Origin of the sequence: Micromonospora sp. NPDC048835, assembly GCF_040649995.1 — a bacterium.
Classification (GTDB): domain Bacteria; phylum Actinomycetota; class Actinomycetes; order Mycobacteriales; family Micromonosporaceae; genus Micromonospora.
Window position 1 is genome coordinate 23802 of record NZ_JBEZGM010000032.1, and the last position, 23214, is coordinate 47015.

Below are 23214 nucleotides of genomic sequence, written 5' to 3' on the forward strand. Positions count from 1 at the left end.
CACCCCTGCGCGGTCCCTTTCGGCCCGCCCGGCGGACCGATCAGTCCAGCCGCCGTTCGATCGGCAGCCGGGCCCGGGTGAACAGGCCGGCCCCGAGCATCGCCACCACCGGCACCAGGACCAGGACCCCGAGCGCGGGCCACGGCACCAGGAAGGGGTACGGGTCGGGCACCGGCCAGGCGCTCGCGTACTGCCGGTTCACCGAGACCAGCACGATCGCGGCGGTGCCGAGGCCGGCCACGATGCCGAGCACCGAACCGAGACCGGCGATGACCCCGGCCTGGCAGATCGCGAGCAGCCGGCGTACCGCCGGGGCCGCGCCGACGGCCGCGAGGGTGGTCAGTTCGGCGCGCCCCTCGGCGGCGGCGAGTGCGGTGGCGATCCCGGCCGCCCCCACCGTGATCAGCCCGGCCGCCGCCGCGAGCAGCAGGAGCAGCGGTGAGACGTCGCGCGGGGCGCCGCCGTACTCCACGCTCAGCGAGAACGTCCCGTAGGAGCGCAGCGCGGCGGCGAAACGCGCCTGTTGCTCCTCGTCGGGCGGGGTCGTGCTGCCCACCACCCAGCCGGCCGGTGACCAGCTCAGGTCGAGTTGTCGGGCCGCGTGGGTGGACAGCAACAGGCGGGTGAAGCCGGCCGCCTGGGGCAGCGCGTACCCCGGCAGGTCGCGGACGGTGGTCGACGCGTCCGGGTCCGCGTCTCCGCTGAAGACGCGGACGGTCACCAGGCCGTCGTGCAGGTAACGCGGGTCGGTCACCACCACGCCACCGGCATGCAGCACCGCCGTGGCGGCGGCGGTCGTCGCCGGGTCGGCGCCGGTGAGAAGTGGCAGCGCGAAGCCGTCGTCCACCCCGGGCTGGACGTAGCCGCCGTAGTAGTCCGTCGCGCGGACCTGACAGCGTGGGTCGGTCCGCGCCTGCTGGCGGTGTGCGGCGGGAAGGCGGTCACTGGGCTGCCACGGACAGGTCTGGCTCGGCGGGAGGACGGGGGCGACGTCGCAGTAACGGCCGCCCGTCGGGTCGCAGTTGGGCGCGTACACGGTCGCGACCGCGTCGACCCCCAACTGGTCCCGGGCCGCGTCGGCGACCTGCGCCAGGGTGGGCTGGCCGTCCGGCCGGTTCGCGTACACGAGCATGTGACCCGTCGGCAGCTCCGGCCGATAGGCGCGGGCGTCGCGATCGTGGTCGCTGGCCAGGTACGCGCCGAGGGCCACGCTGCTGGCGACGGCGGCCATCACGGCGCAGATCGCCGGTGCCGCGGCGGCCCGGTTGCGGCTGGCGTCGCGCAGGGCGATCCGTGGTGCCAACGGCAACACCCGGCCCAGGCGAGCCAGCGCCCCGAGCAGCGTGGGTGTGCAACACACCAGACCCAACTCGCCGAGGATCAGCCCGGTGAGGATCACCGCCGGGGAGGTCCGGGTGGCCCCGAACGCCGCCAGCCCCGCCCCGCCGACCGTCAGCGCGAGCCCGAGAGCCAGCCACCGGCCCTGGGTCTTCGCGGGGGTCCGTCGTCCGGCGAGCCCGGCGCTGACATCCTGCCGGGCGGCGGTCCAGGCCGGCGCCAGCGCGGCGAGCACCCCGGCCAGCACCGCGACGCCACCGAGCAGCACCAGCGCGCTCGGCCAGCAGCGGTAGCCGCCGAAGCGGGCGCTGAAGACGTACTGCTCCATCAGCGGTCGACAGGCGAACGCCGTGCCGACGCCGACGAGCAGACCGGCGGCGGCGCCGAGCACGCCAAGCACCACGCCGTCGGCGAGCACCACCCGGCGCAGTTGGGCGGCGTCGCCGCCCGCCACCGCGACCAGCGCCAGGTCCCGCCGACGGCGACGGACGCCGACGGCGAAGGCCGGCCCTACCAGCAGGACGACCTCCAGCAGCCCGAGGCCCGCGATGAGGACGCCGGTGCTCAGGTCGTTGGCGTCGCTCTGCCTGATCGCCCCGAACCACGTCCGGTCCGCTGTGGTCCCGGAGCCGGCCGGGTCGCGGGCGGTGATCACCACCCCCCGCTCGTTGAGCCGGGACACCAGCGCGTCGTCCACCGCTGCGGGCAGGTCCGCCAGCCAGATGCTGTCCGGCTCCGGGCCGGTCGCCGGCACGGCCCCCGGGTGCAGCGCCACGACCGGCCCGAGGTCGTCGGGGAACTCGACCACCCCCACCACGGTGTACGCCCTGCTGCCGTCGGCGGTGGCCACGGCATGACCGAGGCGCAGGCCCAGACGGCGCAGCGCCGCCGGACTGACCGCGACCTCACCGGCCTGCTGTGGCGCCCGGCCGGCCCGGAACCGCACCAGTCCGCGGGCCAGCGGGTCGGTCAGGTCCAGCGCCCGGCCGTTCACGACCTCGTCGCGGTGCGGGCCGCGCAGCGTCAACGGCACCCGGGGCCGCACTTCGGTGACCCGGCTGCCCGGCCCGAGCAGGGTGGTCATCTGGGCCGCGGTGACCCGTGCGGGGGCCCCGCCGTCCTGGGTGGACCAGCCCTCACCCCACTCGTCCTGCTCCACCGGGCTGCTGGCGATCCACTGCAACTCCGCGTCGGCCACCCCGAGTCGGCGGTCGACGCGTTCGCCCGGGGTCAGCTCGGCCATGTCGTAACTGGCGGCCAGGAAGGCAAGCGCCGCGACCGGCAGGGCGATCATCGCGAGCACCAGCGCGGTCCGCCCCCGGGAGCGGCGTGACTCCCGCCGGGCGATCCGCAGCGCGGCCCGCCAGGAGCCGGTCAGCTCGGCGAAGCGCCGGCGGCCGACCGGGGCGGGCGGTGCGACCGGCCGGGGCGTCGCGGTGTCGGCCCGAGCAGGGGCTCGTGGTGGCCGCCGGATGGTCACCGGTCGCTGCCGGCCAGCAACTGCTCCGCACTGCCCAACGGTGCCGTGGTGTCGACCATGACGCCGTCGCGGAGGAACACCACCCGGTCGGCCCAGCCGGCGTGCCGCGCCTCGTGGGTGACCAGCACCCCGGCGGCTCCCGCGTCGATCCGCCGGCGCAGCAGGTGCAGCACGGCCTCGCCGGTCTGCGAGTCCAGGGCCCCGGTGGGCTCGTCGGCGAGCACCAGCCGGCGCTCGCCCACGAGCGCGCGGGCGATGGCCACCCGCTGCTGCTGCCCGCCGGAGAGCTGGTCGGGGAAACGGTCGCCGAGCGCGGGTAGGCCCACCTCGGTGAGCGCGGCCCGGGCCAGCGCCCGGGCGCGGCGGCCACTGGTGCCGTCGAGTTCCAACGGGAGCGCCACGTTCTCCAGCGCGCTCAGACTGCCAAGCAGGTTGAGCTGCTGGAAGATGTAGCCGATCCGGCGGCGGCGTAGCTGGGCCAGCCCGCGACGGTCCAACACCCCCAGCGGTTGGCCCTCGACCCGGACCTCGCCGCGGGTCGGACGGTCCAGCCCGCCGGCCAGGGCCAGCAGGGTCGACTTCCCCGAGCCGGACGGCCCCATCACGGCGACCAGCTCGCCGGGCCGGACGACCAGGCTGACACCGCGCAGCGCGTGCACCGCGGCCGGTCCGCTCCCGTGGGTTCGGTGGACGGCGCGGAGGTCCAGCACCGCGTCGTCCGACCCGCTCACCGTCGTGCCTCCTCGCCGGCCCACCGGGCCGCGTCACCCGCCTCGGCGGAACCGGGGCGGGCGACGGGAGGTGCCGGGCCGCTGGGCTGGTGCCGAACCAGACTGGTCTCGCAGTGGTCCAGCCAGCGCACCTCGGCCTCGGCCTGGAACACCATCGAATCGAGTACGAGGCGCCAGGGCAGGTCCTCCGGCCGGTTGCTGCCGTACTTCAACCGGGTCAACTCCTGCAGGGCCCGCATCGTCGCGCTGCGTTGGGCCTGTACCACCGACCGGACGTCGACCCCGGGGGTGGTCAGCGCCAGCGCCAGCTTGATCGCCAGCTCGTCACGGGGCCGGTCGGTACGGCTGATCGGGGTGGCGAACCACAGCGCCAGGTCCGCCCGACCCGCGTCGGTGATCTCGTACGGGCGCTGCCCGGCCTCGCTCTCCGGCAGCGGGCGCACCAGACCGTCCCGTTCCAACCGGGACAGCGTGGTGTAGACCTGCCCGATGTTCAGCGGCCAGGTCGAGCCGGTCGACTCCTCGAAAGCGGCGCGCAGCTGGTAGCCGTACATCTGGCCGCGTTCGAGCAGGGCGAGCAACCCGTGACGGATGGACATGGCATCGGAGTATGCATACCTGGTATGCGTACCGCAACCGGAGCGGGTCGGCTCAGCTCGGACGACCGGGAAACGGGACGGTCAGCGGGGTCTGCCCAGCGGTCTTGCGCCAGCGGGTGGCCCGCACGGCGTACTCGACGAGGGCGGCCAACGCCAGGTCCCGCTCGGCGCCGGTGGTGGACGCGAGCGCGGCCCGCCAGTGCGCGGCCGTGCGCTCCTCCACCTCGGCGGCGAGCCGCAGCGCGCTCGTCCGGTCGGTGACCGGGAACGGCAGGGCGTACCCGGCGCGGTCCGGCGGGACGACGCCGCCGGTCGCGGTGAGCTGCACCACCAGCGCGTCACGCCGGCGGCGGTGGGCGGCCTCGGCCTGGCGGGCGGCGTCCCGCGTCGCGCCGTTGAGCCGGACGCCGATCCGTCCGTAGGCGTAGATGGCCGCGTACTCGGCGGACAGGGCGGAGGCGAGCGCCTCCCCGGCGGACGGCTGCCTCACTTCAGTGCCTCCTGGTGAGTGGCCCGGGCGGCGACGATCGACCCGAGCAGCGCCGCCCGTTCGGCGGGCGCTGCGGCGCAGGCGGTGGTGGCGGACCGCTGGGCGGTCTTCTCCAGCGCCCGCAGGGCGGCGCGCGCGCCGGACGGGTCCGCCGCCGGGGCGGTGGTCGGGGCGGTGCTGGCCGCCGACGGCAGGGTCACACCGATCACCCGGGCCAGCTCGGTGGCGTGCGCGGTGTGCGTCTCGGCGATCGGGTTGAGCCGGTCGGCCAACTCGGGATAGGCGGTCGCGGTCGCCCGGTACGCGGCGGCCAGCGCCAGTGCCTCGTCCACCATCGGCCGCAGCGGGTCGGGCGGAAGGGCTGACGTGTCGTCGCGGTCGAAAAGATCACAGCCGGTCAGCGGCGTCACGGCGCCGCCGAGCACCAGCAGCACCCCGTAACTCAGGAGCTTTCGCCTGGAATGTCCGGATGCTCGGTCGTACTGTGTCGTTCTGCCGGTCCCCACCGGCCAAGTCAACACCATGCGCGCCGGTCCGGGGGTCAGCGGCGTCGGTGCGCCGCCCGGTCCGCCGCCGGGTAGGCGCGTTACGCTCTGCGCACCACCGGCGTGTCCACTCCGGTGGCGTGCCGGCATGGCGGGACGACCGGACCCGTCGACCAGGGAGAGGGTGCGGAGATGACGCAGCGTGGCCGTGCCACCAGGCCGACGGGTCGACCCCGCGACGCCGCGGGTCCCCGCGGCGGTGACCTCGCCGCGCGGCGGGCCCGACTGCGGGCCGTGATCGAGCCGGTGGTCAACGACGCCGGCTACGACCTGGAGGACCTGTCGGTCTCCCGGGCCGGCCGCCGGCACGTGGTGCGGGTGATGGTGGACACCGACGGCGGGATCGACCTGGACGCCGTCGCCGACGTCTCCCGCGCGGTCTCGGCCGCGCTGGACGCCGCGGAGGAGACCGGTGGTGACATCGTCGCCGGCGAGTACCAGCTCGAGGTCAGCTCTCCCGGTGTCGACCGGCCGCTCACCCTGCCCCGGCACTGGCGTCGCAACGTGGGCCGACTGGTCAAGGTGACCGTCCGGGGCGCGGCCGCGCTGCCCGGCCAGCGCGGCGAACAGCCCGCCGGTGACCGCCAGTTGACCGGCCGGGTGGTCGCGGTCGACGACGAGAGCGTGCACCTGGAGACCGACGGCGGTCGCGCCACCTGGACGTACGCCCAGCTGGGCCCCGGCCGCGTGCAGGTCGAGTTCACCCGGCTCGCCGAACTCGGTGAGCCGGAGGACGAGTTCGACGACGCGGACGATTCCGACGAGATCGACGATTCAGACGACATCGACGACGAAGATGATGTGGAGGACGAGGAGAGGTGAACATCGACCTCGCGGCGCTGCGCGCACTCGAGCGCGAGCGGGAGATCCCGTTCGACACGATCCTCGCGGCGATCGAGACCGCGTTGCTGACCGCCTACCGGCACACCGACGGGGCCGAGCCGCACGCCCGGGTGGAGATCGACCGCAGGTCGGGCGCCGCCCTGGTGTACGCGCAGGAGATGGACGCCGACGGCAGCCTGGTGCGGGAGTGGGACGACACCCCGCACGACTTCGGTCGGATCGCCGCCATGACCGCCAAGCAGGTGATCCTCCAGCGCTTGCGGGAGGCCACCGACGAGGTGCACTTCGGTGAGTACGTGGGCCGCGAGGGTGACCTGGTCACCGGCGTGGTGCAGGCGCACGAGACGCGCACCGAGAAGGGCATCGTCAGCGTCGACCTGGGCAAGCTGGAGGGCGTGCTGCCGCAGTCCGAGCAGGTGCCCGGTGAGCGGTACGCGCACGGTGAGCGGGTCCGTTGTGTCGTGGTGCACGTGGCCAAGGGCATGCGCGGGCCGCAGATCACCCTGTCCCGGTCGCATCCGGCCCTGGTCAAGAAGCTCTTCGCCCTGGAGGTGCCGGAGATCGCCGACGGCACCGTGGAGATCGGCGCGATCGCCCGTGAGGCGGGCCATCGCACGAAGATCGCCGTCCGCTCCACCACCCCCGGGGTGAACGCCAAGGGCGCCTGCATCGGCCCGATGGGTCAGCGGGTCCGTGCCGTGATGAGCGAGCTGCACGGTGAGAAGATCGACATTATCGACTGGTCGGACGACCCGGCCACCTTCGTCGGCAACGCGTTGTCGCCGGCGAAGGCGCTGCGGGTCGAGGTGGTCGACCTGGCCGGCCGGGCCGCCCGGGTGACAGTTCCCGACTTCCAGCTCTCGCTCGCGATCGGTCGGGAGGGGCAGAATGCCCGACTAGCGGCCCGATTGACCGGTTGGCGGATCGACATCCGCTCCGACGCGGAGCAGACCGCGCCGGCCGCGCGTGGGGTGACTGATCACGTGCGGGAGCCGGGCGGCGCGATCTCGGGCAGCTAGGGGTAGACTTCTTCCAGTGGTACGACGCACAACGCCGGAACGCACCTGTGTGGGTTGTCGGCAACGTGCGCCGGCCAGCGAATTGCTGCGGATCGTCGCGGTCAGGGACGAGGCTGGTCACAGCCTCCGGCCTGATCCGCTCCGCAGGCTGCCGGGTCGGGGAGCGAACATGCACCCGGATCCGGCCTGCTTCGCGCTGGCGGTGCGGCGCCGCGCCTTCGGGCGTGCGCTGCGCAACACCGAGGTCCTCGATCACGGTGTGCTGGCAGAGCACGTCGATGCGCCAACCACTACGTCCGGTCAGCCCGACCGGGCGAGGGTCGCTAGCAGGGTAGGACGACCGACATGAGCACACGATGAAGTCCCTGAAATGACCAGGCTTCAAGTGCACGAGTGAGGTCGCTGCGGGTGCTGCCCGCACGACCTCGGAGTGAGGAGTGCAGTGGCAGGCAAGGCCCGCGTACACGAGCTTGCAAAAGAGCTCGGGGTCGAGAGTAAGACCGTTCTCGCCAAGCTGAAGGAAATGGGCGAGTTCGTGAAGTCCGCGTCCAGCACCGTCGAGGCGCCCGTCGCCCGGCGGCTGCGTAACGCATTCGTCGCGTCCGCCGGTGCCCCGGCTCCGGCCGCCGCCCCGTCGGCGCCCGCGTCGACGCCGGCTTCCAACCCGACCCCGACACCAACCCCGACCCCGGGTGCGCCCCGGGTCTCGGCCAAGCCGATGCCGCCCCGGCGGCCGGCCGCGCCGACACCCGGTCCGAAGCCCAAGGGTCCGGTGCCCGCCGCGCCGCAGTCGGCGACCCCGGTCGCCAAGCCGGCGAGTGCCCACGACATCGAGGTGGCGGCCGCGGAGGCGCGTGCCGCCGCGCTGAAGGCTGAGCAGGAGGCCGCGGTCAAGGCCGCCCAGGCCGCCCGCCAGCAGCAGCGGGACAACCCCGTCCGCCGGGAGCCTCCGGCGGAGGGTGGCAACCGTCCCGGCCCTCGGCCGGGTCCGGCTGCGATGCCGCCCCGTCCCGGTTCGCCGGCAGCTCGCCCGAGCGCGCCGGCTCCCGGCCCGGGTGCCCGCCCCGGCGGTCGTCCGCCGGCGCGTGGTGCCGGCAACAACCCGTTCGGCATCCAGGGCGGCCAGCAGCAGCGGCCCCCGGCCGCCGGTGCGGGTGGCCCCCGGCCCAACACCCCGGCGGGCATGCCGCCGCGGCCGAGCCCGAACTCCATGCCGCCGCGGCCCAGCCCGGCGTCCATGCCGAGCCAGCGCCCGGCTGCCGGTCGTCCCGGCCCCGGTGGCGCTGGTCGCCCCGGTGGCGGCGCTGGTCGTCCCGGTGGCGGCGGCGGTGGTTTCCGTGGCGGTCCCGGCGGTGGCGCCGGTGGCGGTGGCGGTTACCGCGGCGGCCCCGGTGGCGGCGCGGGTGCCGGCGGTGGCGGTGGCTACCGTGGCGGTCCCGGCGGCGGTGGCGGTGCTCCCGGTGGCGGTTTCCGTCCGGGTGGTCCGGCCGGTGGCGGCGGTCGTCCGGGTGCGGGCGGTCGTGGCCGTGGCGGCGGCGCCGCGGGTGCCTTCGGGCGTCCGGGTGGTCGGCCGACCCGCGGTCGCAAGTCCAAGAAGCAGCGCAGACAGGAGTTCGACAACCTGTCGGCTCCGACCATGAGCTCGGGTGCTCCCCGGGGTCAGGGTCAGGTCGTCCGGCTCTCCCGTGGCGCCTCGCTGTCGGACTTCGCCGACAAGATCAACGCCAACCCGGGTTCGCTGGTCCAGGAGATGTTCAACCTGGGCGAGATGGTCACCGCGACCCAGTCCTGCTCCGACGACACCCTTCAGCTGCTGGGTGAGCACCTGGGCTTCGACATCCAGATCGTCAGCCCGGAGGACGAGGACCGCGAGCTGCTCGCGCAGTTCAACATCGACCTCGACGCGGAGGTGGCCGAGGAGCGTCTGGTCAGCCGTGCGCCGGTCGTGACCGTCATGGGTCACGTCGACCACGGTAAGACCAAGCTGCTCGACGCCATCCGTAAGGCGAACGTCGTGGCCGGTGAGGCGGGTGGCATCACCCAGCACATCGGTGCGTACCAGGTGCACGTTCCGCACGATGGTGTGGACCGCGCGGTGACCTTCATCGACACCCCGGGTCACGAGGCGTTCACCGCCATGCGTGCTCGTGGTGCCCAGGTGACGGACATCGTGATCCTGGTCGTCGCGGCCGACGACGGCGTGATGCCGCAGACCATCGAGGCGTTGAACCACGCCAAGGCGGCCGACGTGCCGATCGTGGTCGCGGTCAACAAGGTCGACAAGCCGGACGCCAACCCGGACAAGGTCCGCCAGCAGCTGACCGAGTACGGGCTGGTCGCCGAGGAGTACGGCGGCGAGACCATGTTCGTCAACGTGGCAGCCAAGCCGGGCATCGGCATCGAGGAGCTGCTCGAGGCTGTCCTGCTGACCGCCGACGCGTCGCTGGAGCTGACCGCTCCGATCGACGGGCCGGCGCAGGGTGTGGCCATCGAGGCGCACCTGGACAAGGGCCGCGGTGCGGTGGCGACGGTGCTGGTGCAGAAGGGCACCCTGCGGGCGGGCGACTCGATCGTCGCCGGTGGGGCGCACGGCCGGGTCCGGGCCATGCTCGACGAGAACGGCAACCAGCTCTCCGAGGCTGGGCCGGCGCGTCCGGTCATGGTCCTGGGTCTGACCGCGCCGCCCGGTGCGGGTGACACGTTCCTCGCCGCGGCGGATGACCGCACGGTGCGGCAGATCGCCGAGCAGCGACAGGCACGGCGGCGGGCGGCGGCATTCGCCAACTCCCGTGGTCGGGCCACCCTCGAGACGCTCATGGAGCAGCTCAAGGAGGGCGAGAAGACCTCGCTCAACCTCATCCTCAAGGGCGATGTCTCCGGTTCGGTGGAGGCCCTGGAGGACGCGCTGTTCAACCTCGACATCCCCGAGGAGGTCCAGCTCAAGGTCCTCGACCGGGGCGTCGGCGCGATCACCGAGAGCAACGTCATGCTCGCGAGCGCCTCGTCCGAGCCGGTCACGATCATCGGCTTCAACGTGCGGGCCTCCAACAAGGTTCGCGAGATGGCCGACCGCGAGGGCGTGGAGATCCGGTACTACACCGTCATCTACCAGGCCATCGAGGAGATCGAGGCAGCGCTCAAGGGCCTGCTCAAGCCGGAGTACGAGGAGGCCGAGCTGGGCAGCGCGGAGATCCGCGACGTGTTCCGCTCGTCCAAGATCGGCAACATCTCCGGTTGCATCGTCCGGTCGGGCATCATCCGACGCAACGCGAAGGCTCGACTGCTTCGGGACGGGACGGTCGTGGCGGACAACCTCACGATCACCTCGCTCAAGCGGTTCAAGGACGACGCCACCGAGGTCCGCGAGGGCTTCGAGTGCGGTCTGACCCTGGGTGGTTACAACAACGTCCAGGTCGGCGACGTCATCGAGACCTTCGAGATGCGGGAGAAGGTTCGCGCCTGATCCGGCAGTGACACGCTGATCAAGGGGTTTACGCCGACCGGCGTAAACCCCTTGATCATGCGGGGTGGGTTGCCGGTATCGTCCGGGGCGATGTTCACCGGAACCGCGGTCTTCGACCTGCTGCTGCCAGGCGACTCCAGGTCGCTCAAAGCCAAGAGATCATATGTACGGCCGATCGTTGCGGCGCTGCGCCGCTTCGAGGTCTCGGCCGCCGAGGTGGGTGCGCTCGACCTGCACGGTCGAGCGCAGCTGGCGGTGGCCGTGGTGGCCGCCGAGACGGCGCACGTCCGCGAGGTGCTCGACTCCTGTGAGCGCCTGGTGGCCGGCCGCCCCGAGGTCGAGTTGCTGTCGGTCCGACGCCGGCTCTACGGCGTGGACGACGACTGACCAGGGTGCCGGCTGTGCCGGGCGACCGGAGCGGCCGCGAAGGTAGTGTTCGAGATGTTGGCCGGTCGGCCGGCGCCCCACGGGCCGCCGGGTCGACCGGGAGCAGGACGCCGTGGAGGTGGCGAGATGTCTGATCCGGCCAAGGTACGCCGGCACGCGGAACGGGTGCGTGAGCTGGTCGCGTCGGTGGTGCGGAGCCAGATCAAGGACCCGCGGCTCGGGATGATCACCATCACCGATGCCCGGATCACCGCTGACCTGCGTGACGCGACGGTGTTCTACACGGTGCTCGGTGACTCGGTGGCCCAGGCGGACACCGCCGCGGCGCTGGAGAGCGCCAAGGGGATGCTGCGCAGCACGGTCGGCAAGGCGCTCGGTCTGCGTCACTCGCCGACCCTCACGTTCGTCCTCGACGACGTGCAGGACCAGGTCAAGCACATCGACGACCTGCTCGCCGCGGCGCGCAACGCGGACGCCGAGGTGCAGCGGCTCGCCGCCCAGGCGAAGTACGCGGGCGAGGCCCAGCCGTACCGGGTGGACGACGACGAGGACGACGAGACGGACGAGGCCGACGAGGCCACCGACGTCAAGGAGACTCCGCGGGGTGGGGACACGCGGTGACGAGCACCGCCAGCGCCCCACGTGCCGGGGCAGCCGGGCTCGGTCCCGCCGAGGCGGACTGGGCCGCGGCCGAGGCGTTGGTGCGGGATCTCCCGCCGACCGGCCGGGTGCTGTTGATCTGCCACGTCAACCCGGACGGCGACGCGCTGGGCAGCATGCTCGGCTTCGGGCTGGGCCTGCGGCAGCTCGGCGTACGCGACCTGCAGGCGACCTTTCCCGGGCCGCCGGAGGTTCCGGAGCCGTTCCGTGGGCTGCCCGGGTTGGATCTCCTGGTGCCTGAGGACGCCGCCGATCCGGCGCCCGATCTGGTGATCTGTTTCGACGCGGCGAGCGAGTCGCGGCTCGGCGGTCTGGCCGGGCGGTTGTCGTCGGCGGGGGCGGCGCTGGTGCTCGACCACCACGCCTCCAACCCCGGTTTCGGCACGGTCAACCTCGTCGAGCCGGGCGCGGCGGCCACGTCGGTGGTGGCCGAGAAGCTGCTGGGCCGGCTCGGCGTGGTGGTGGACCGGGCGATCGCCGAGTGCCTCTACACGGCGCTGACCACTGACACCGGCTCGTTCCGGTTCGAGGCGACCACTCCGGCGGTGCACCAGATGGCCGCCCGGTTGCTGGCGACCGGCATCTCGCCCGGGGACATCTCCCGGCGGGTCTTCGACACCAGGCCCTTCGGTGCGGTCCGCCTCTTCGGTGAGGTGCTGGGCCGGGCCGAGTTGGAGCCGGCCGCTGCCGGGGGCCGGGGGTTCGTCTGGACCTTCGCGACGCTTGACGACCTGGCTCGGCACGACCAGCGGCCGTACGTGCTGGAGGCGTTGATCGACTCGGTGCGCTGCACCGCCGAGGCGGACGTGAGCTGTGTGGTGAAGCAGACCAAGCCCGCCGAGTGGGCGGTGTCGATGCGCAGCAAGGGCGCGGTGGACGTCAGTCGGGTCGCGGTCGCGCTCGGCGGTGGTGGGCACACGTTCGCGGCCGGGTTCACCGGTCGCGGCACCGTCGAGCAGGTGGTCGAGTCGATCCGCCGGCAGTTGGACGACGCGCTGATCGGCTGACGCCTCCCACGGCGGCCAACGAGTGGTCGGTCCGGAAGATCAGGGTCAGCTCCGGGGAGTGTTGGTCTTCCCGCGCTGCGTGATACCGGGAAGAATCGCGGGATGGAGCAGCCGCACGACCTCACCGTGGACGCCCCCCGCGCCTGGGACCGGCCCGCCGTCTCCGTTCCCGTCCTCGTCTGCCTGTCGCTCGTCGGCGGCCGGTTCGCGTCCTTCTCGACCGAGGCGAATCTGTTCACCCTCGGCACGGGTGGGGTGCTGATCTGGCTCGGTCTGAGCAACCGGGTGCCCCGCCGGCCCGCGCCGCGCCGGCTGGGTGCTGGGGCGGCCTGGTGGGCGGTGCCGGTGGTGGTCTTCGGCGTCTTCGAGGGCGCGACCTTCGTGCTGGCTGCCGGCGACGACTTCCCCACCTTCTCCCGCCTCGCCGACCCTCTCCTGGAGGACCACCTGACCCGGTCGGCGGTCTGGTTCGCCTGGTTGGGCGCGTTCTGGGGGCTGGTGCGGCGATGATGCGAGCGCTCGCGATCGGCGGCTTCCTGACCGCACTGGTCCTCTTCGCGGTGGTCGAGTGGATGGCCCGGCGGGAGGGGTCCCGCATCCCCACCCTGGGCGAGGTCTGCGCGTACGTGATGCGCTACGAGGTCGGTTCGGTGCCGGTGGGCCGGATCGGTCTGTTCGGGTTCTGGTGGTGGCTGGGCTGGCACTTCCTGGCCCGCTGAGCCGGGTTGTCGACTGTCCAGATGGCGGGAACCCTGAGCAGCATGTGGACCTGAACGATAACTTGGGAGAAGGCCGGTGCCGCCTGGCGGTGCAGGTCATGGGCGGTGGTGCCACACCCCGCGCTGCCTCCCACCAGGGTCGGATCGACCCGGGCTCACGCTGCCCAGTCGGCTGCTCCGGTAACCCCGGACCGCCGTGGGGCGCTCAGCACGACCGCCCGTGAGGCGTCGCCGCGTGTCGGCGGCTCCCGCCCTGGAAGAGGAGCGCCACCATGCCGAACAAGCCCAAGCCCGAGACCACCACCGACGACGCCCGCGAGCAGGCCCGCCGTGCGCTGCAGACGTCGATGGACACCCGCCAGTGATCCGACCCGTCCGACGCTGATCCCTCAGGTCGGGGCTGTGACTACCTGCTGGCAGGCACCGCGCGGGGCCGGGGCGAGCCTGAGCGCCGCCGCGGACGGGACGTGTCGACCAGGGTAAGCAGTCTGCAGGATTGCGATCCTTACCGCAGCCGTGCCAGGATCGGCGGCGATGAGCCACACCGCCACCGTCCACCGACCCGCCTCGCCCCGGCGGATCGCCGCGCTCGCCCTGCCGGCCCTCGTGGTGCTCGCCGCGGAGCCGCTCTACGTGCTCGTCGACACCGCAGTGGTCGGTCACCTCGGCCGGGTGCCGCTCGCCGCGCTCGCCGTCGGTGGCACGGTCATGACGCTCACCGCCTGGGTTGGCACCGTCGTCGCCTACGGCACCACCGGGCGCGCGGCCCGCCGCTTCGGCGCGGGTGACCGGGCGGCCGCGGTCGCCGAGGGCGTCCAGTCGTCCTGGTTGGCGTTCGGTGTCGGTCTGCTGATCGCGATCGGCATGCAGGTCGGCGGTGACGCGCTCGCCCGTACCCTCGCCGGCGGTGGTGGCGAGGTGGCCGACGCCGCCGCGCGGTGGCTGCGGATCGCGGCCCTCGGCGCTCCCGGCCTGCTGCTCGCCGCCGCCGGCAACGGCTGGCTGCGCGGCGTGCAGGACACTCGCCGCCCGTTGTTCTTCGTGCTCGGCCCCAACCTGCTCTCCGCGCTGCTCTGCCCGCTGCTGGTCTACCCCGGCGGGCTGGGTCTGGTCGGCTCGGCGGTGGCGAACGTCGTCGCGCAGACGCTCTGCGGGGTGCTCTTCGCCGCCGCTCTGGTCGGTGAGCGGGTGTCGCTGCGGCCCCAGCCCCGGGTGATCCGCCAACAACTGGTGCTCAGCCGGGACCTGCTGATCCGGGGGGTGGCGTTCCAGGCCAGCTTCCTGTCCGCGACCGCTGTCGCCGCCCGGTTCGGCGCCGCCGCCGTCGGGGCCCACCAGATCGCCCTGCAACTCTGGTTCTTCACCGCGCTGGTGCTCGACGCCCTCGCCATCGCCGCGCAGTCCCTTGTCGGTGCCGCGCTCGGCGCCGGCGACGACACGGCGGCGCGCGCGCTCGCCCGCCGGATCGGGCTGCTCGGCGGCGTCTGCGGCGTGGGCTTCGCGCTTGTCGTGGCCGCCGGCGCCGGCGTCGTGCCGTCGTGGTTCAGCTCCGATCCGGGGGTACGCGAGCAGGCCCTCGTCGCGTGGCCGTGGTTCGTCGTCATGCTGCCGCTGGCCGGGGTGGTCTTCGCCCTCGACGGCGTGCTGATCGGCGCGGGCGACGTGCGTTACCTGCGCAACCTCACCATCGTGGCGGCGCTCGGCGGCTTCCTGCCGGCCATCTGGCTGGCGTACGCGCTCGACCTCGGGCTGGGCGGCATCTGGGCCGGGCTCACCCTCTTCGTGGTGATCCGGCTGGTCGCCCTGCTGCTGCGACTGCGCAACGGCAGGTGGGCGGTGACCGGCGCGGTCCGCTGAGGTTTCCCACTGACGCCGCCGGTCGTCCGGGTCACCCGGGGCCCGCCCACGCACCGCCGGGTGGGTGCCATCTGGCAGGCTTGGCCGACGTGAGCACCGATGGTCTGATCGTGGTCGACAAGCCCGGCGGCATGACGTCGCACGACGTGGTGGCGCGGATCCGCCGACTGGCGAAGACCCGCCGGGTCGGGCACGGCGGCACCCTCGACCCGATGGCGACAGGCGTGCTGGTGATCGGTGTCGGCCGGGCCACCCGGCTGTTGACCTACGTGATCGGGGCCGGCAAGAGCTACACCGGCACCATTCGGCTCGGCCAGAGCACCGTCACCGACGACGCCGAGGGCGACGTGATCGCCACCACGCCCGCCGGCCAGGTCGCCGACGACGCGATCCGGTCCGCGCTCGCCGGGCTGAGCGGCGAGGTCGACCAGGTGCCGAGCGCGGTCAGCGCCATCAAGATCGACGGGCAGCGGGCGTACAAGCGGGTCCGCGACGGGGAGAGCGTCGAGCTGCCCGCGCGGCGGGTCACCATCTCCCGATTGGCCGTGCTGGCAATTCGCCGCACCGAGCCGGACGTGGTGGACGTGGACGTGGACGTGACCTGCTCCTCCGGCACGTACATCCGGGCCATCGCCCGGGACGCGGGCCTGGCGCTCGGCGTCGGCGGGCACCTCACGGCGCTGCGGCGCACCGCGGTGGGCGGCTTCACCCTCGCCGAGGCGGCGACCCTCGACGAGTTGGAACAGCGCGCCCCGGACGTGGTCAACCTGCCACTGGACGCGGCGGCCGACCGGTTCTTCGCGCGCCGGGAGGCCACGCCCGACGAGGCCCGGGTGCTCGCCCACGGCGGACCACTGGACCCGGCCGGCCTCACCGGGCCGTACGCCGTCTTCGGGCCGGCCGGCGGCCTGATCGCTATCGTCAGCGAGCGGGACGGGCGGGCTCGGGCGGAGATCGTGCTCGCACCCGCCTGACAGCGAGGCGCAGGTCCGCCGGCCCGCAGCCGGCGGTGTCGACCCGCCGGCCGGCGGGACAGCAGAGAGGAACGGCATGCAGCGGTGGCGGGGCTACGACGCGGCGCCCGGCGGGTGGGGACGCTCGGTGGTCACCATCGGCGTCTTCGACGGCGTGCACAAGGGGCACCAGGCGACGATCGGGCACGCCGTCGCCCGGGCCCGCGAACTGGGCGTGCAGTCGGTGGTGGTCACCTTCGACCCGCACCCGGCCGAGGTGGTCCGGCCCGGTTCGCACCCCGCGGTGCTCACCGAGCCGGCCCGTAAGGCCGAGCTGATCGAGGCGCTCGGCGTGGACGTGCTCTGTGTGGTGCCGTTCACTCCGGAGTTCTCCCGGCTGCCGGCCGAACAGTTCGTACACGACGTCCTGGTCGAGCACCTGCACGCGGCGTTGGTGGTGGTCGGCGGCAACTTCCGCTTCGGGCACCGGGCCGCCGGCGACGTGGCGCTGCTGGAGCGGCTGGGGCAGACGTTCGGCTTCGGCGTGGAAGGCGCGCCGTTGGTCGCCGAGGACGGCACGGTGTTCTCCTCCACCTACATCCGGTCCTGCGTCGACGCGGGCGACGTCGGCGCGGCGGCCGCCGCGCTGGGCCGCCCACACCGGGTGGAGGGCGTCGTGGTCCGTGGCGACCAGCGGGGCCGGGAGCTGGGTTTCCCGACCGCCAACCTGCTCTGCCACCGCTATGCGGCGGTGCCCGCCGACGGCGTGTACGCGGCCCGGCTGATCCGCCGCGGCGAGCGTGAGCCGCTGCTCGCGGCGGTGTCCGTCGGCACCAATCCGACCTTCTCCGGCCGGGAGCGGCGGGTGGAGGCGTACGCGCTGGACTTCTCCGGCGACCTCTACGGCGAGCGGCTGGCCCTGGACTTCGTGGCGCATCTGCGTGGTCAGATCCGGTACGACTCGATCGAGCCATTGATCGCCCAGATGAACCTGGACGTCGAGCGCACCCGGCGCGCGCTGGCCTGACCTGCACCAGTCGACGAGACGCCACCGAGGCCCTTCGCCGGGTGTTACCGGCGAGTGCTGGTAGTCTTGCCGGGACGTCGGGTGACCGGCGTGGGGCCTCGCGTGCCTGCTCGACGCCGCGGGTGCGAGGAACCGGTCCGTTCCCGGTCCACCGGGACGACGGACACCCACTTGATCAACCCACCGAAACAGGGAGAACATGGCGCTCGATCAAGAAGCCAAGGCCAGCATCCGCGCGGAGTACGCGACCGCCGAGGGCGACACCGGTTCGCCGGAGGTCCAGGTCGCGGTCCTCACCAAGCGCATCGCTGAGCTGACCGAGCACCTGAAGGTGCACAAGCACGACCACCACAGCCGCCGTGGGCTGCTGCTGCTGGTCGGCCGTCGCCGTCGGCTGCTCAACTACGTCCAGAAGAAGGACATTGCCCGCTACCGGTCGCTCATCGAGCGGCTCGGCCTGCGCCGGTGACGTGACGGGGGAGCGGCCGGACGGCCGCTCCCCCGTACCGCGTCCCACCTGAAGAAACACGGGCCGCGCGACCACCCGAGAGGGAGCCGGTCAGCGTACCGGTCTCCGGTAGTGGCCCCCGGGAACCCGGCATCATGCCGGCACCCGGGCGCTTCGATCGAAGACCGGCCGGCTGAGCAGCTCCCCGATGTCGTGGGCCCACGACGCGAAGGAGCACGACAGCACATGACCGAGACCAAACTCGGCACCGAATCCCGCACCGCCGTGATCGACAACGGGTCCTTCGGCACCCGCGAGATCACCTTCTCCACCGGCCGGCTGGCTCGCCAGGCCGCCGGGTCCGTCATCGCCCAGCTGGGCGAGACGGTCGTCCTCTCCGCCACGACCGCCGGTAAGCACCCGAAGGAGCAGTTCGACTTCTTCCCGCTGACCGTCGACGTCGAGGAGCGGATGTACGCCGCGGGCCGCATCCCCGGCTCGTTCTTCCGCCGCGAGGGTCGGCCCAGCGAGGACGCGATCCTCACCTGCCGGCTGATCGACCGGCCGCTGCGCCCGTCCTTCGTCAAGGGCCTGCGCAACGAGGTCCAGGTCGTCGAGACCATCCTCGCGCTCGACCCGCAGCACCCGTACGACGTCGTGGCGATCAACGCCGCCTCGATGTCAACCAAGCTGTCCGGCCTGCCGTTCTCCGGCCCGATCGGTGCGACCCGCGTCGCCCACATCGACGGCCAGTGGGTCGCCTTCCCGACCCTGGAGGAGCTGGCCCGGGCCACCTTCGACATGGTCGTGGCCGGCCGCACGCTCGAGGACGGCGACGTCGCGATCATGATGGTCGAGGCCGAGGCCACCCCGAACGCCGTCGCCCTGATCTCGGCCGGTGCCACCGCCCCGACCGAGGAGGTCGTCGCCAGCGGCCTGGAGGCCGCCAAGCCGGCGATCCGCGAGCTGTGCCGCGCGCAGAGCGAGCTGGCCGAGGTCGCCGCCAAGCCGGTCACCGAGTTCCCGGTCTTCCTGGACTACCAGGACGACGTCTACGACGCCGTCGCCGAGTTCGCTCGCGGTGACGTGGCCGAGGCGATCACCATCGCCGGCAAGGCCGACCGCGAGGAAGCCCTGGACCGTGTCAAGGCCCGGGTCGCCGAGGAGCTGGGCGCCCGGTTCGAGGGTCGGGAGAAGGAGCTCAGCGCTGCCTTCCGGTCGCTGACCAAGTCCGAGGTGCGCAACCGCGTGCTGCGCGAGCAGGTCCGCATGGACGGGCGTGGCCCGCGCGACATCCGGGCGCTGACCGCCGAGGTCGGCGTGCTGCCCCGGGTGCACGGTTCGGCGCTGTTCGAGCGGGGCGAGACCCAGATCCTGGGCGTCACCACGCTGAACATGCTCCGTATGGAGCAGATGGTGGACACGCTGTCCCCCGAGAACCGCAAGCGCTACATGCACAACTACAACTTCCCGCCGTACTCGACCGGTGAGACCGGCCGGGTCGGGTCGCCGAAGCGTCGCGAGATCGGCCACGGCGCTCTCGCCGAGCGCGCGCTGATCCCGGTGCTGCCGTCGCGCGAGGAGTTCCCGTACGCCATCCGGCAGGTGTCCGAGGCGCTCGGCTCCAACGGCTCCACCTCGATGGGTTCGGTCTGCGCCTCGACGCTCGGCCTGCTCTCCGCGGGTGTGCCGCTGAAGGCGCCGGTCGCCGGCATCGCGATGGGCCTCATCTCCGACGAGGTGGACGGCAAGACCCAGTACGTGACGCTGACCGACATCCTCGGTGCCGAGGACGCGTTCGGTGACATGGACTTCAAGGTCGCCGGCACCCCGGAGTTCGTCACCGCGCTCCAGCTCGACACCAAGCTCAACGGCATCCCGTCGGACGTGCTGGCCGCCGCGTTGCAGCAGGCCAACGAGGCCCGGCAGGTCATCCTCGGTGTGATGAAGGCGGCGATCGAGGCTCCGGCCGAGATGTCCGACTACGCGCCGCGGGTCACCACCGTCAAGATCCCGGTGGACAAGATCGGCATGGTGATCGGCCCGAAGGGGCAGACCATCAACGCGATCCAGGACGAGACCGGCGCCGAGATCTCCATCGAGGACGACGGCACGATCTACGTCGGCGCCACCAACGGCCCGTCGGCCCAGGCGGCCGTCGACCGGATCAACGGCATCGCCAACCCGACGCTGCCGAAGCAGGGCGAGCGGTTCCTCGGCACGGTGGTCAAGACCGCCGCGTTCGGCGCGTTCATCTCGCTCCTGCCGGGCCGCGACGGCCTGCTGCACATCTCCAAGGTGGGCGACGGCAAGCGGGTCGAGCGGGTCGAGGACTTCCTCAACGTCGGCGACCGGGTCGAGGTCGAGATCGCGGACATCGACGCCCGCGGCAAGATCTACCTCGACAAGGTCCGCCCGGAGGGCACCGAGGCTCCGGCCGCCGGTGAGGCCGCCGCTGGCGACCGGCCGGCTGGTCGGGACCGGGGCGACCGGGCTCCGCGTGACCGCGGTGACCGTGAGCGTGGCGGCGACCGTGGCGGGCGTGGCCCGGAGCGCAGCGGCGAGGGCGGCGGCGGCGAGGGTGGTGGCGAGGGCGGCGAGCGTCCGCGCCGCCGGACCCGGCACAGCTGACCGTCGTACAACGCATCACCCACCCCTCGTCGAACCGGGAGCACCACGTGAGTCGGGCCTTCAGCGCGCCGTTTCCGCCGGATCGACGGGGGGTGGGCGCGTCTCGGGCCGCCGGGGCGGGCCGCTCCGGCGGCACCACCCGCGCGGTGACCCGGACACTCAGCGACGACCCGCTGGGCGGCACGGTACGACGTACCGTGCTGCCCAGCGGTCTGCGCGTCCTCACCGAGGCGATCCCGGCGATGCGCAGCGTCTCGTTCGGCATCTGGGTGGCGGTCGGCTCGCGCGACGAGACCGGCCCGCAGGCCGGTGCCGCGCACTTCCTCGAGCACCTGCTGTTCAAGGGCACCAACAAGCGCACCGCACTGGAGATCTCCTCGCAGATCGAGGCGGTGGGCGGTGAGACCAACGCCTTCACCACGAAGGAATACACCTGCTACTACGCCCGCGTGCTTGACGAGGACCTGCCGCTGGCGATCGACGTGATGTGCGATCTGGTCGCCGACTCGCTGTTGGAGCCGGCCGACGTCGAGACCGAGCGCGGCGTGATCCTCGAAGAGATCGCCATGCACGACGACGAGCCGGGTGACGAGGTGCACGACCTCTTCGTCCAGGCCGTCTACGGCGATCACCCGCTGGGTCGGCTGATCTCCGGCACCGCGGAGACCGTCACCCCGATGACCCGCAAGCAGATCCAGAGCTTCTACCGGGGTCGCTACACCGCACCGCAGATCGTCATCGCCGCCGCCGGCAACCTCGACCACGCCACCGTGGTCAAGATGGTCCGCCAGGCCATCCAGGGCACCCCCCTGGACAGCGACCCGGCCAGCCCGGCACCGCACCGCGCGGCGACCCCTGCGGTACGCACCAAGCCGGCGACCACCCTGGTGGAGCCGAAGGAGACCGAGCAGGCCCACGTCATCATCGGCTGCCCCGGCATCGACCGGCTCGACGATCGACGGTTCGCCCTCGGGGTGCTCAACAACGTGCTCGGCGGCGGCATGTCCAGCCGTCTGTTCCAGGAGATCCGCGAGCAGCGCGGCCTGGCGTACTCGGTCTACTCCTACGCCAGCCAGTACGCCGACAGCGGCCTGTTCGCCGTCTACGCCGGCTGCGCGCCGGGCAAGGTGGACGAGGTGCTGGCCCTGACCCGCGCCGAGCTGGCCCGGGTGGCCGCCGACGGTCTGACCGAGGCCGAGGTGGCCCGGGGCAAGGGCATGAGCAAGGGCTCCTTCGTACTCGGCCTCGAGGACACCGGTTCCCGGATGAGCCGGCTGGCCAAGGGCGAGCTGCTCTACGGCGACCTGATGCCCGTCGACGAGCTGCTCCGCCGGGTCGACGAGGTCACCGTGGAAGACGTGAACGTCCTCGCCGCCGAGCTGCTCAGCCGACCGATGTCACTGGCCGTGGTCGGGCCGTTCGGCGCCGGCGACTTCGCGGTCTGAGTCCCGTCCGCCCCTGGCGCGGGTGGAGTCGTCTTGCGCGCCGTGGCCGGAGTCCTTTCTGGCGCGGCATCCCGGCGGGTGGATGCCGCCGTATCCGGCCCGAGGGGCACGTCCCGATTGGGATAGGTTGTGCCCCGTGACTGACGAGGAGAAGACCCCGGCCCAGCAGCTGCGGGTCGGCGTGTTTGGTGCCCGAGGCCGGATGGGCGTCGAGGTCTGCAAGGCTGTCGACGCCGCCGACGACCTCACCCTGGTGGCGTCGATCGACCAGGGCGACAGCCGCTCCGCCGTCTCCGGCGCCCAGGTGGTCGTCGACTTCACCACGCCGGACGTCGTCATGGACAACCTCCAGTGGTGCATCGAGCAGGGCATCAGCGCGGTGGTCGGCACGACCGGCTTCACCGAGCAGCGGCTGGAACAGGTACGCGGCTGGCTTGCCGCCAAGCCCGACGTGGGCGTCGTCATCGCCCCGAACTTCGGCATCGGCGCGGTGCTGATGATGCAGTTCGCCGCCCGCGCCGCCCGGCACTTCGAGTCCGTCGAGATCATCGAGCAGCACCACCCGCGCAAGCTGGACGCCCCGAGCGGCACCGCCACGCACACCGCGCGGCAGATCGCCCGGGCCCGCGCCGAGGCCGGCCTCGGCCCGGTCCCGGACGCCACCAAGGACGAGGTGCCGGGTGCGCGCGGCGCCGACATCGATGGGGTACGCGTCCACGCGGTGCGCGCCACCGGCCTGGTCGCCCACCAGGAGGTGCTGTTCGGTGGCACCGGCGAGACGTTGACCATCCGGCACGACTCGTACGACCGGGTGTCGTTCATGCCGGGTGTGCTGGTGGCCGTCCGCGCGGTGCCCAGCCGCCCCGGTCTCACCGTCGGCCTGGACGCCCTGCTCGACTGACCACATTCCGTTGCTGGCGCAGATCTTGGACACTTTCCGTCACGCGCTGACGGAAACTGTCCAAGATCTCAGGTCGCCGGCCGGGTAGCATCCGCCGATGATCAATGGTGGACACCTGGACCGTGCCGGTCGGCCGGTCACCCTGCGCCCGGTCGACGACGACAACTGGCGGGCAGTCGCCGACGTCGCCCCGCGCGACGACCAGCGCCGCTTCGTGGCCGCGCTTGGCGCGCGTTACCTGCTGCTCAGCATGCGCACCGAGGTGTGGAACTCGCTTGCGGTGTACGCCGGCGAGACCGTCGTCGGCCACGTGATGTGGGGCGTGGACGACGACGGCTCGCACTGGATCGGGGGGATGCTCATCGACGCCACCGAGCAGGGCCGGGGCGTCGGACGGGCCACCGTGCAGACGCTTGCCCCCTGGCTGGCGGCACGGGAGGGCAACCCTCCGGTCCGCCTCTCGTACCACCCCGACAACACCCAGGCCGCAGCTCTCTACACGTCCCTCGGCTTCCAGCCCACCGGCGCCATGGACGACGACGAGCTGATCGCCGAACGAACCCCCTGACCCCTGCGCCCGCGACCCCCGGCCCCCGCACCCCGCCCCTCGACTCCCGCGATCTTGCACTTTCTGTTGCGACATAAGGTGCGTCTCTCGCATGTCGACAACC

At 72.8% G+C, this 23214-nt stretch carries 22 protein-coding genes; 17 read left to right on the forward strand and 5 right to left on the reverse strand.

The genetic code is table 11. From position 1 onward, the window contains the following. Nucleotides 1-40: 40 nt before the first annotated feature. From AB0C15_RS28005 to AB0C15_RS28025, 5 genes are read right to left on the reverse strand one after another with little or no spacing between them, the layout of a single operon-like run. Nucleotides 41-2818, reverse strand: coding sequence for an FtsX-like permease family protein (locus AB0C15_RS28005; RefSeq protein ID WP_357356847.1), 2778 nt, complete (start codon nt 2816-2818; stop codon nt 41-43). Further along, nucleotides 2815-3549, reverse strand: a complete 735-nt coding sequence (locus AB0C15_RS28010) for an ABC transporter ATP-binding protein (RefSeq protein WP_357356849.1) — start codon at nt 3547-3549, stop codon at nt 2815-2817. The genes AB0C15_RS28005 and AB0C15_RS28010 overlap by 4 nt, the downstream gene beginning before the upstream one ends. Beyond that, nucleotides 3546-4148 (reverse strand): PadR family transcriptional regulator, encoded by a 603-nt coding sequence (locus AB0C15_RS28015; protein ID WP_357356851.1) that lies wholly within the window; start codon nt 4146-4148, stop codon nt 3546-3548. Before AB0C15_RS28015 ends, AB0C15_RS28010 begins: the two co-directional genes overlap by 4 nt. A gap of 52 nt (nt 4149-4200) precedes the next feature. Continuing rightward, a complete protein-coding gene (locus AB0C15_RS28020) occupies nt 4201-4638 on the reverse strand; it encodes a ferritin-like domain-containing protein (protein ID WP_357356853.1) in 438 nt (145 codons plus the stop codon). Continuing rightward, nucleotides 4635-5162, reverse strand: coding sequence for a hypothetical protein (locus AB0C15_RS28025; RefSeq protein ID WP_357356855.1), 528 nt, complete (start codon nt 5160-5162; stop codon nt 4635-4637). The genes AB0C15_RS28020 and AB0C15_RS28025 overlap by 4 nt, the downstream gene beginning before the upstream one ends. A gap of 153 nt (nt 5163-5315) precedes the next feature. On the opposite strand from AB0C15_RS28025, the gene rimP reads away from it, so the two are divergent. The 17 genes from rimP (at nt 5316) to AB0C15_RS28110 (ending at nt 23111) form a co-directional block, all read left to right on the forward strand. After that, nucleotides 5316-6005 (forward strand): ribosome maturation factor RimP, encoded by a 690-nt coding sequence (gene rimP / locus AB0C15_RS28030; RefSeq protein WP_357356857.1) that lies wholly within the window; start codon nt 5316-5318, stop codon nt 6003-6005. Beyond that, complete coding sequence (nusA, locus tag AB0C15_RS28035) at nt 6002-7045, forward strand: transcription termination factor NusA (protein ID WP_357356859.1); 1044 nt, start codon at nt 6002-6004, stop codon at nt 7043-7045. Before rimP ends, nusA begins: the two co-directional genes overlap by 4 nt. Nucleotides 7046-7061: 16 nt before the next feature. Continuing rightward, nucleotides 7062-7394 (forward strand): YlxR family protein, encoded by a 333-nt coding sequence (locus AB0C15_RS28040; protein WP_357356861.1) that lies wholly within the window; start codon nt 7062-7064, stop codon nt 7392-7394. 93 nt (nt 7395-7487) lie between these two features. Further along, the gene (gene infB / locus AB0C15_RS28045) at nt 7488-10508 is read left to right on the forward strand and encodes a translation initiation factor IF-2 (protein WP_357356863.1); all 3021 of its coding nucleotides are present in this window, start codon (nt 7488-7490) and stop codon (nt 10506-10508) included. Nucleotides 10509-10598: 90 nt separating this feature from the next. Further along, on the forward strand, nt 10599-10895 hold the full coding sequence (locus tag AB0C15_RS28050) for a DUF503 domain-containing protein (RefSeq protein WP_030489481.1): 297 nt from the start codon (nt 10599-10601) through the stop codon (nt 10893-10895). Nucleotides 10896-11021: 126 nt separating this feature from the next. Then, nucleotides 11022-11516 carry a 30S ribosome-binding factor RbfA gene (gene rbfA / locus AB0C15_RS28055; protein ID WP_357356865.1) on the forward strand — a complete coding sequence of 165 codons (495 nt, stop codon included), beginning with the start codon at nt 11022-11024 and terminating at the stop codon, nt 11514-11516. Further along, nucleotides 11513-12562, forward strand: coding sequence for a bifunctional oligoribonuclease/PAP phosphatase NrnA (locus AB0C15_RS28060; protein WP_357356867.1), 1050 nt, complete (start codon nt 11513-11515; stop codon nt 12560-12562). Before rbfA ends, AB0C15_RS28060 begins: the two co-directional genes overlap by 4 nt. Before the next feature lie 102 nt (nt 12563-12664). Beyond that, a complete protein-coding gene (locus AB0C15_RS28065; protein ID WP_357356869.1) occupies nt 12665-13072 on the forward strand; it encodes a hypothetical protein in 408 nt (135 codons plus the stop codon). Further along, on the forward strand, nt 13072-13281 hold the full coding sequence (locus AB0C15_RS28070; RefSeq protein ID WP_030489477.1) for a DUF6186 family protein: 210 nt from the start codon (nt 13072-13074) through the stop codon (nt 13279-13281). The genes AB0C15_RS28065 and AB0C15_RS28070 overlap by 1 nt, the downstream gene beginning before the upstream one ends. A gap of 534 nt (nt 13282-13815) precedes the next feature. Then, complete coding sequence (locus AB0C15_RS28075) at nt 13816-15138, forward strand: MATE family efflux transporter (protein WP_357356871.1); 1323 nt, start codon at nt 13816-13818, stop codon at nt 15136-15138. Nucleotides 15139-15209: 71 nt separating this feature from the next. Then, entirely contained in the window at nt 15210-16112 is a 903-nt protein-coding gene (truB, locus tag AB0C15_RS28080; RefSeq protein ID WP_357356906.1) for a tRNA pseudouridine(55) synthase TruB, read from the forward strand. A 76-nt stretch (nt 16113-16188) separates the two neighbouring features. Then, a complete protein-coding gene (locus tag AB0C15_RS28085) occupies nt 16189-17118 on the forward strand; it encodes a bifunctional riboflavin kinase/FAD synthetase (RefSeq protein WP_357356873.1) in 930 nt (309 codons plus the stop codon). A gap of 199 nt (nt 17119-17317) precedes the next feature. Beyond that, on the forward strand, nt 17318-17587 hold the full coding sequence (rpsO, locus tag AB0C15_RS28090; protein WP_030337594.1) for a 30S ribosomal protein S15: 270 nt from the start codon (nt 17318-17320) through the stop codon (nt 17585-17587). A gap of 225 nt (nt 17588-17812) precedes the next feature. After that, nucleotides 17813-20197 (forward strand): polyribonucleotide nucleotidyltransferase, encoded by a 2385-nt coding sequence (locus tag AB0C15_RS28095; protein ID WP_357356875.1) that lies wholly within the window; start codon nt 17813-17815, stop codon nt 20195-20197. 47 nt (nt 20198-20244) lie between these two features. Next, complete coding sequence (locus AB0C15_RS28100) at nt 20245-21642, forward strand: pitrilysin family protein (RefSeq protein WP_357356877.1); 1398 nt, start codon at nt 20245-20247, stop codon at nt 21640-21642. Nucleotides 21643-21778: 136 nt separating this feature from the next. Further along, nucleotides 21779-22543: a 4-hydroxy-tetrahydrodipicolinate reductase gene (dapB, locus tag AB0C15_RS28105; RefSeq protein WP_357356879.1), complete on the forward strand. Its 765-nt coding sequence runs from the start codon at nt 21779-21781 to the stop codon at nt 22541-22543. Between the two features lie 97 nt (nt 22544-22640). Beyond that, the gene (locus AB0C15_RS28110) at nt 22641-23111 is read left to right on the forward strand and encodes a GNAT family N-acetyltransferase (protein WP_357356881.1); all 471 of its coding nucleotides are present in this window, start codon (nt 22641-22643) and stop codon (nt 23109-23111) included. The last annotated feature ends 103 nt before the right edge of the window (nt 23112-23214 follow it).